We start from the raw sequence: 9,066 nt of genomic DNA, 5'->3' as shown, positions 1-9,066 counted from the left end.
GTTGCCGTTGCGGTGGCGGAGCCGCCAGCGGAACTCCCCGGCGTTGTCCTCGTACAGCTCGACGGTCGCCTTCGACTCCCCGTCCCCGTCGGATCCCTCGGCGTTACCCGCCGTCTCCTCCTCGTCCGCCTCGGCGTCGAGGTCCTCGAGGGCGGCCTCCCTCACGTTCGACCGGACGCTCTCGAGTCCCTGTCGGGCCTTCGACCGGCTGCTGTACCCCTGTCCGGAGTCGGCGAGGACGTTGCCGTTCTCGTGGATCAGCCGCCAGCGCCACTTGCCGGCCTTGTCGCTGTACACCTCGAAGGCCGCGGGATCGACGCGGAGGTAGTCCGCGCCGGCGACGTGCTCGCGGACCCGCGAGAGCGCGCGCTTCGCGTTCGACTTCGAGGCGTAGCCCTCGCCGGAGTCGCCGACCACGTTGCCGTTGTCGTGGCGGAGCCGCCAGCGCCACTCGCCGGCGTCGTCCTCGAACAGTTCGAACGTCGCCTCGCTCGCGATCTCCTCGTCCTCGCTCGGAACGGCCACGTCCGGCTCGTCGGCGTCCGCGGGCTCGGGTCCGTCGTCGTCGGCGAGGGACTCGGCCTCCTCGACGGTCGTCTCGATTCGCAACAACCCGGCCCCGAGCGCGTTTCGCCTGACGCTGTGGAGTCCCTGCTGGGCCTTCCCACGGCTGCTGTACCCCTGTCCGGAGGTCGCGATGACGTTGCCGTTGCGATGACGGAGTCGCCACCGCGGCTTCCCGCCCGCGTCCTCGAACAGCTCGAACCGGGCCTTGCTCTCGTGGAGCGCGGCGGTCTCGCCCCGTGCGGTCTCAGTTTCGGTCTCGAGTTCCTCGATCCGCGTCTCGGCCTCGGCGAGCTCGTCACGGGTCGCGTCGAGCTCCTCGCGGGTCGCCTCGAGTTCGCCCTCGGTCTCCTCGCGGGCGGCGGTGGTCGCGGCCGTCTCCGCTTGCATCCGCTCGTAGTCCTCGTGGATGGGGTCCGTGATCAGCGGCACGATCGTTCCCGCCAACCCGATCACGACGATGCCCGCCGCGTACAGCACGTTGACGGTCGAGTTCCCGGTCGCACGCGACCAGCCGTCGGGGAAGACGACGAAGAAGTAGGCGACCGCAGCGAACGTCAACAGCCCGCCGAGCGCGCCGAGGGTCGTCGCCGACCGTCGAAGCGGGAACCGGACGATCGCCCCGAGCATGACGACCGGCGGGGAGAGCGCGACGAGCGCGTACCCCACCGCGCGCGTCATCGTCCGCGGCGCGGTGACCGCGAAGACGACGACGCCGAGCACGCCCAGGAGTACCCCGAGCGAGAACAGCCAGTATCCCCGTACCTCGTCGTCGGTCGTCGGGGTGCCGATGCGGTCCTCGTACAGGTTCGCGAGCGCTCCGGACGGTGTCTCGTCTGCCATATCCGACACAATACACGTCCGAGGATTTATATATGTGGGTAGATACCACGGCTCGGAGGTCTGCCGCCTCGCGGCGGCCGTCCGCCTCATGGCGGTCGTTTTTAACGGATGCCGCCCCTACGACGACCCGATGACGAGCTCGTCGACGCGGTACGCGGACCCGGAGGAGAACCCCTACGTCGAGGAGCCGCCGCCGGAGTTCGAGCCGGTCGACGACCTGTCGCCGGAGGCGGCCGAGCGGCAGGCCGACCTCCTCCGCTCGGCGATCCGCGAGCACGACCACCGCTACTACGTCGAGGCCGACCCGCTCGTCGCCGATTCGACGTACGACCGGCTGTTCGACCGACTCCGGGAGCTCGAGGCGGCGTTCGACCTCGACGCCGAGGACTCCCCCACCCGCCGCGTCGGCGGCGAGCCGGTCGACGAGCTGGAGGCGGTCGAACACGTCGCGCCCATGCGCTCCATCGACAGCGCGAAGGAGGCGGACGCGGTCCGCGAGTTCGACGGGCGCGTTCGATCCGGACTCCGGTCGGAAGGGCTCGATCCGGACGACCTCCGGTACGTCTGTGAACCGAAGTTCGACGGACTCTCCGTCGAGGTGGTCTACGAGGACGGCGAGTACGTCCGTGCCGCGACCCGCGGCGACGGGGTCGAGGGAGACGACGTGACCGAGCAGGTCCGAACGATCCGGTCGGTTCCGGGTCGTCTGCGCGGTGACGCGCCCGCACGGCTCGCGGTTCGCGGCGAGGTGTACATGCCTCGGGACGCCTTCGAGGCGTACAACGAGGAGCTGGTCGATCGCGGCGCGGAGCCGTTCGCGAACCCGCGGAACGCGGCCGCCGGGACCCTCCGCCAGCTCGACCCCGCCGTCGTCGCCGAGCGGCCGCTCGACGTCTTCTTCTTCGACGTGTTGGGGTGGGAGACGTCCGAGGAGGACGGCGATTCCACTCGACCGGACACCCACTGGGGCGACCTGCTGGCGTTCGACGACTTCGGACTTCGGCGGACCGACCGCGTCGAGCGGGTCGACGGGATCGACGCCGCGATCGACTTCCGCGACCGGCTGGGCGAGGACCGCGACGACCTGAACTACGGGATCGACGGCGCCGTGATCACGGTGGACGACCACGCCGCCCGGGACGCGCTCGGGTCGACCTCGCGGGCCCCGCGCTGGGCGTTCGCCTACAAGTTCCCGCCCCGGACGGCGACGACGACGGTGGAGGGGATAACGGTCCAGGTGGGCCGCACGGGTCGACTCACGCCCGTCGCCGAGCTCGACCCGGTCGACGTCGACGGCGTCACCGTCTCGCGGGCGACGCTCCACAACCCCGCCGAGATCGAGGCGCTCGGCGTGAACGTCGGCGATCGGGTGCGGATCTACCGCGCCGGCGACGTGATCCCGTACGTCCCAGAGGTCGTCGAGAAGCGCTCCGAGGGGACGTACGCGTTCCCCGAGACGTGTCCGGTCTGTGACGCCCCGGTCGAGCGCGAAGGACCGCTCGCGTTCTGTACCGGCGGGCTCGGCTGTCCGGCCCAGCTGGAGCGGGCGGTCGAACACTGGGCGCGCCGGGACGCGCTCGACGTCGAGGGGCTCGGTCCCGAGCGCGTCGAGACGCTCCGGGAGGTCGGGCTCGTCGAGTCGCTTCCGGACCTGTACGACCTGACGGTCGCGGACCTCGCCGCTCTGGAGGGGTGGGGCGAGACGAGCGCCGAGAACCTGATCGCGGAGCTGGAGGCGTCCCGGGAGCCGCCGCTCGACCGGTTCCTCGCCGGACTCGGGATCCCCGACGTGGGATCGACGACCGCCCGGGCGCTGGCGACGAACTTCGGCAACCTCGACTCGATCCTCGACGCCGACGAGGACGAACTCCGCGAGGTCGACGACGTGGGTCCGAAGGTGGCCGAGTCGATCCGGACGTTCCTCGACCGCGAGGAGAACCGGGCGGCGATCGAGGGGCTCCGCGAGCGCGGGGTGGAGCCGGAGCCGGTCGAGACTCCCGGCGGGGATGCCGGCGCCCCCGGGACCCCCGGCGACGCCCCGCTCGACGGACTCACCTTCGTCTTCACCGGCTTGCTGTCGGTGACGCGCGGGGAGGCGCAGGCGCTCGTCGAGGCACACGGCGCGAACGCGACCTCGAGCGTCTCGGGGAACACCGACTACCTCGTCGCGGGCGAGGATCCCGGACGCTCGAAGCGCGACGATGCCGACGCGGAGGACGTGCCCGTCCTCGACGAGGCGGCGTTCGCGGACCTGCTCGACGAGCACGGGGTCGGCTGGCCGCCCGCGCCGGACGCGTAGCGGCCGGAGGTCTCGGGGACTCCCGTTGCGTCGGTTCGAGCCACAACCCTTTATCAGATGCCACGGGAACGGGAGTGTATGACCGCCATCGAGCTGCGCGGCGTGACCAAGGAGTTCCCGGGCGTCACGGCCGTGTCCGACCTCGACCTCACGGTCGAGGAGGGCGAGGTGTACGGCTTCCTCGGCCCGAACGGGGCCGGCAAGTCGACGACCATCGACATGGTGCTCGATTTCGTCCGCCCGAGCGAGGGGACAGTGACCGTGCTCGGGCGCGACGCCACCGTCGACAGCGTCGAGATCCGCCGACGGACCGGCGTCCTCCCGGACGGGTTCTCCGTGTACGAGCGCCTCTCCGGGCGGAAACACGTCGAGTTCGCGATCGAGTCGAAGGAGGTCGACGTCGATCCCGACGCCGTCCTCGAACGGGTCGGCCTCCTCGACGACGCCGACCGCAAGGCCGGCGGCTACTCCAAGGGGATGCGCCAGCGGCTCGCGCTGGGGATGGCGCTCGTCGGCGAGCCGGACCTGCTCATCCTCGACGAGCCCTCCTCCGGGCTCGACCCCGCGGGCGTGAAGGACATGCGCGAGATCGTCACGGCGGAGGCCGACCGCGGCGCGACCGTCTTCTTCTCCTCGCACGTGCTCGCGCAGGTCGAGGCCGTCTGTGACCGCGTCGGCATCCTCCGTGCGGGCGAGCTCGTCGCCGAGGACTCCATCGAGGGGCTCCGCGAGGCCGTCGGCGACGGGGAGACGCTCGAGGTGACCGTCGACGCCGCGACCGACGACGTCCTCGACGCGGTCCGCGCGGTCGAGGGCGTCGACCGCGTGGACGCCGACGGCGACACCCTCCTCGTGAGCTGTGATCCCGGCGTGAAGACGCGGGTCATCGCCGCGGTCGAGGACGCCGGGGCCGTCGTCGACGACTTCCACACCTCGGAGGCGTCGCTCGAGGACCTCTTCTTAGCGTACACGGAGGGTGAGGGCACGCCGACCCGACGGGAGGACGCGGGAACGACGACCGACGAGCCGGCCGCCCGCTCCGAGGAGGTGGACGGATGAGCCTCCTCGCGGTCGCGAACAAGGACTTCCAGGACACGGTTCGATCGCGGGGGATGGCGCTTCTCGTCGCGCTGTTCTCGCTTCTCGTCGCCGTCTTCGCCTACGTCGTCCGCCCGCAGGGCCAGGCCGACCAGTTCGCGACGGAGCTCCTCTTGAGCGCGTTCGTCGGTCCGGTGCTCGTGACGGGACTGGTCCCGCTCGTGGGCGTCGTCGTCGGCTACAACGCGGTGAGCGGCGAGCGCGAGTCGGGCTCGCTGAAGCTGCTCCTCTCCCTGCCGCACTCGCGGGCGGACGTGGTCTTCGGCAAGGTGCTCGGGCGCGGGGCGGCGCTGGCGCTCGCGACCTTCGCCGGCTTCCTGTTGCCCGCGCTCGTGTTGATCGTCGTTCCGGTGACCTTCAACGCGGGCTCGTTCCTCGGCTACACCGTCTTCGCCGCGGCGCTCGGGGTGGTGTTCGTCGCCATCGCGGTCGGCTGTTCGGCCGCGGTGGCGACCCGCCAGCGCGCGCTGATCGCCGGGATCGGCGTCTACGTCCTCTTCGTGTTGCTGTGGGGGCTGTTCACCGGTCGCGTGATCGGCGCGTTCTCCGGCCCGATCGAGGCGCTCCCCGTCTCGATGGCGCAGATCCGGACGTTCCTCGACGTCGCGAACCCGACGAGCGGGATCGAGGTGCTCGCCAACGGCTTCCTCGCCGACCAACTGTTCTCCGGCGAGTCGGCGAACCAGCAGGTGTCCGCGGTCGCGATGCTTGTCTTCTGGACGCTCGCGCCGCCGCTCGCGGGGCTGTTGAAGTTCGACCGCGACGACCTCTGATTCGGATCGACTCCCGTCCCCGTCGCCGGCGACGTGATCCGGTCTCCTCGTCGACGCGCTCTCTCTCGGCCTCGTGACCGCCACCGCGTCATTCATTCCCGTGCCGCCCCATCTCCCGGTATCCCATGGACCGACGCCGATTCCTCTCGATCGCGGGTCTCGCCGGGACCGGAACGCTCGCCGGCTGTGCGGGTGGTGCTCCCGCCGGCGACGGCGGTGGAGGCGATCTCTCCGCCGGCGCGTACGCGGTCGAGACCGTCGCCACCGGGTTCGAGCACCCGTGGGCCATCGACTTCCTCCCCGACGGCGACCTCCTCGTCACCGAGCGCGCCGGCCGGCTGGACCTCGTCGACCGCGAGTCGGGCGACGTGCGGACCGTCGAGGGGACTCCGTCGGTCGACGCCCGCGGGCAGGGCGGCCTCCTCGACGTCGCGCTCCACCCGGAATTTCCGGAGTCGAAGTGGGCGTACCTCACGTACTCGGCGGCGAACGCCGACGGCGACACGACAACCCACCTCGGCCGCGGCCGACTCGACCCCGAGGCCGCCCGCCTGGACGGGTTCGAGGTCCTCCACGCGGCCGAGCCGTTCGTCGACTCGACCGGTCACTACGGCTCGCGGGTCGCCTTCGACGCGGACGAGCGGCTCTACGTGACCGTCGGCGACCGCCAGTTCAAGGACTTCGGCCCGGACCACGTCGCCCAGGACCTCGGCGTCGAGCTGGGCAAGACTCTCCGGCTCACGGCGGACGGCTCGGTTCCGGAGGACAACCCGTTCGTCGACGACCCCGACGCGCGCGACGCGATCTTCAGCTACGGCCACCGCAACGCGCAGGGGTTGACGGTTCACCCCGAGACCGGAGCCATCTGGGAGAGCGAGTACGGCGAGCGGGACGGCGACGAGATCAACGTGCTTCGTGCGGGGGCGAACTACGGCTGGCCGGTCGCCGACGGGGGGTGTACCTACGACTCGGGCGACCCGATCGGCGTCTCCCACGACGACCGCGAGGACGTGACCGCCCCGGCCCATTCGTGGCCCTGCGGAAGCGGCGGCTTCCCGCCCGGCGGGGTGACCTTCTGTACCGGAACGGCCTTCCCGGACTGGGAGGGGGACCTGTTCGTCGGCGGGCTCGCCGCGCAGGCGCTCGGGCGGCTCGCCGTCGAGGGGAGCGAGGCGACCGACGAGGAGCGGCTTCTCACCGATCGGGAGTGGCGGATCCGCACCGTCGCGGAGGCCCCCGATACGGGCCACCTCTACGTCGCGGTCGATTCGGGCGACGCGCCGGTCGCACGGCTGACGCCGACGTGATCGGCGTCGTTCCGCCGCGGTCTCCTCACTCGGTCGCGGCCTCGATCGCCGCCTCCAGGTCCGCGACGATGTCCGCGGGATCCTCGATGCCGACGGAGAGTCGCACCATGTCGCCGGTGACGCCGGCGGCCTCCTGTTCCTCCTCCGTCAGCTGCTGGTGTGTCGTCGAGGCGGGGTGAATGACGAGCGTCTTCGCGTCGCCGACGTTCGCGAGCAGCGAGGCGAGCTCCGTGTTCTCGACGGTCGCCTTCGCGGCCTCGAAGCCGGCCTCCAGCCCGAACGTGATCATCCCGCCGTAGCCTCCCTCGAGGTACTCCGAGGCCTCCTCGTGGGTCTCGTGGCTCTCCAAGCCGGGGTAGTTCACCCACGCCACGTCGTCGTGCTCGTCGAGGTACTCCGCGACGATCCCGGCGTTCTCGCAGTGGCGCTCCATCCGCAGCGGGAGCGACTCGGTCTGTTGGAGCGTGTTCCACGCGTCGAAGGGGGCCTGCTGGTTGCCCAGGTCGCGCAGCCCGCGGGTGACGGCCGCGAGGGCGAACGCCGCGTCGCCGAACGCGTCGACGTAGTTGATCCCGTGGTAGGCGGGGTTGTCCTTCGCGATCTCCGGGAACTTCTCGGGGTACTCCGCCCACGGGAACGAGCCGCCGTCGACGAGGACCCCGCCGATGGTGGTCCCGTTGCCGGTGAGCCACTTCGTCGTCGACTCCCAGACGAGGTCCGCGCCGTGGTCGAGCGGCCGGCAGAGCGCGGGCGTCGCGAACGTGTTGTCGACGAACAGCGGCACCCCGTGTTCGTGGGCGATCCCGGCGACTCGCTCGATGTCCGGGGTGACGAGCGACGGGTTCCCGATCGTCTCGAGGTGGACGTAGGCGGTGTCGTCGTCGATGGCGTCGGCGTACCCCTCGTAGTCGAGCGGATCGACGAACCGCGTCGAGACGCCGCGGCGCTCGACGGAGTGGGTGAGGTAGGTGTAGGTGCCGCCGTACAGCGCCGAGGAGGTGACGACGTTGTCGCCTGCCGAGGCCAGCATGAAGTTCGCCAGGTCGAACGCCGCCATTCCCGAGGAGGTGGCGATCGCGGCCACGCCGTTCTCGAGAGAGGCCATCCGCTCCTCGAGGGCGGCGTTCGTCGGGTTCATGATCCGCGAGTAGACGTTACCGGCCTCCTCGAGCGCGAACAGCCGCGCGGCGTGGTCGGCGTCGTCGAACTCGTAGGCGGTCGTCTGGTAGATGGGGGTCGCGCGAGCGCCCGTCGTCGGGTCCGGTTCGGACCCGGCGTGAACGCTTCGCGTGCGGAACTCGCGGCCGTCTCCGTCCTCGTCGCTTGGCATGTGCGTCCCTCGATCCGCCGGGCGGTTAAACCCGACTGACCGTCACGGATGCTACCGGTAGCTCCGACGGGCGGAGTGACGGAGCGATCCCGCGGACGCTCACGACGTCTCCGCGTGCGAACTGTTAACGTCGTCGAACCGTAACGTCGTGTATGGGAACGAACGGTCCGCAGGGCGACCCTCCAGCTCTCGGCGACCTGGCCGGCGGGATCCCCGACTCCGTCTGGCAGTACACGGCGCTGGCGTTCGCGCTGGTCGTCGGGTTCGCGGCGTTGAGCCAGAGCCTCGTCTACGGGGTCGGCGTGCTGGCGATCCTGCTCGCGTTGGTCACCGTCGCCAGCGCGGTCGAGGTGGTCGACGCCTACGACAAGGAGGCGCTGACGGTGTTCGGCGAGTACCGGAAGCTGCTCGAGCCCGGCGTCCACCTCATCCCGCCGTTCGTGTCGCGGACGTACGCGTTCGACATGCGGACGCAGACGCTTGACGTGCCCCAGCAGGAGGCGATCACGCGGGACAACTCGCCGGTGACCGCGGACGCGGTGGTCTACATCAAGGTGATGGACGCGAAGAAGGCGTTCCTCGAGGTCGACGACTACAAGAACGCGACCTCGAACCTCGCCCAGACCACGCTCCGGGCCGTCCTCGGCGACATGGAGCTCGACGACACGCTCTCGCGGCGCGACCAGATCAACGACCGGATCAACGAGGAGTTGGACGAGCCGACGGACGAGTGGGGGATCCGCGTCGAGGGCGTCGAGGTCCGCGAGGTGAGCCCCTCCGAGGAGGTCAAGCGCGCGATGGAGCAACAGACGTCCGCGGAGCGTCGCCGGCGGGCGATGATCCTCGAGGCGC

The 9,066-nt window shown here is 70.8% G+C and carries 7 protein-coding genes; 5 read left to right on the top strand and 2 right to left on the bottom strand.

Features of this window, described 5'->3' with window-relative positions:
• Nucleotides 1–1,407: HVO_2922 family protein (locus tag OKW78_RS16045; RefSeq protein WP_281196067.1), on the bottom strand; the 1,407-nt coding region annotated here is incomplete at its 3' end.
• A gap of 130 nt (nt 1,408–1,537) precedes the next feature.
• On the opposite strand from OKW78_RS16045, the gene ligA reads away from it, so the two are divergent.
• The 4 genes from ligA to OKW78_RS16025 all read left to right on the top strand — a co-directional run bounded on the left by ligA (nt 1,538) and on the right by OKW78_RS16025 (nt 6,884).
• Nucleotides 1,538–3,706, top strand: a complete 2,169-nt coding sequence (ligA, locus tag OKW78_RS16040) for an NAD-dependent DNA ligase LigA (protein WP_281196066.1) — start codon at nt 1,538–1,540, stop codon at nt 3,704–3,706.
• Nucleotides 3,707–3,784: 78 nt separating this feature from the next.
• Complete coding sequence (locus OKW78_RS16035; protein ID WP_281196065.1) at nt 3,785–4,765, top strand: ABC transporter ATP-binding protein; 981 nt, start codon at nt 3,785–3,787, stop codon at nt 4,763–4,765.
• Entirely contained in the window at nt 4,762–5,577 is an 816-nt protein-coding gene (locus OKW78_RS16030) for an ABC transporter permease subunit (RefSeq protein ID WP_281196064.1), read from the top strand. The genes OKW78_RS16035 and OKW78_RS16030 overlap by 4 nt, the downstream gene beginning before the upstream one ends.
• A gap of 125 nt (nt 5,578–5,702) precedes the next feature.
• On the top strand, nt 5,703–6,884 hold the full coding sequence (locus OKW78_RS16025; protein WP_281196063.1) for a PQQ-dependent sugar dehydrogenase: 1,182 nt from the start codon (nt 5,703–5,705) through the stop codon (nt 6,882–6,884).
• A gap of 25 nt (nt 6,885–6,909) precedes the next feature.
• Here OKW78_RS16025 and OKW78_RS16020 read toward each other — a convergent pair whose 3' ends face one another.
• Nucleotides 6,910–8,214 (bottom strand): O-acetylhomoserine aminocarboxypropyltransferase/cysteine synthase family protein, encoded by a 1,305-nt coding sequence (locus OKW78_RS16020; protein ID WP_281196062.1) that lies wholly within the window; start codon nt 8,212–8,214, stop codon nt 6,910–6,912.
• Between the two features lie 152 nt (nt 8,215–8,366).
• Here OKW78_RS16020 and OKW78_RS16015 point away from each other — a divergent pair.
• On the top strand, nt 8,367–9,066 hold a 700-nt coding region (locus OKW78_RS16015; RefSeq protein ID WP_281196061.1), incomplete at its 3' end, for an SPFH domain-containing protein.

This window comes from Halorubrum sp. F4 (genome assembly GCF_027257195.1).
Lineage (GTDB): Archaea > Halobacteriota > Halobacteria > Halobacteriales > Haloferacaceae > Halorubrum.
The sequence above is the reverse complement of the archived record's forward strand: the minus strand, read 5'-3'. Positions and strand labels throughout refer to the sequence as shown.

Excerpts from the sequence above, each read along its gene's own strand:
- ligA (WP_281196066.1), top strand. The coding sequence starts at position 1,538 with ATGACGAGCTCGTCGACGCGGTACGCGGACCCGGAGGAGAACCCCTAC.
- OKW78_RS16035 (WP_281196065.1), top strand. The coding sequence starts at position 3,785 with ATGACCGCCATCGAGCTGCGCGGCGTGACCAAGGAGTTCCCGGGCGTC.
- OKW78_RS16030 (WP_281196064.1), top strand. The coding sequence starts at position 4,762 with ATGAGCCTCCTCGCGGTCGCGAACAAGGACTTCCAGGACACGGTTCGA.
- OKW78_RS16025 (WP_281196063.1), top strand. The coding sequence starts at position 5,703 with ATGGACCGACGCCGATTCCTCTCGATCGCGGGTCTCGCCGGGACCGGA.
- OKW78_RS16020 (WP_281196062.1), bottom strand. The coding sequence starts at position 8,214 with ATGCCAAGCGACGAGGACGGAGACGGCCGCGAGTTCCGCACGCGAAGC.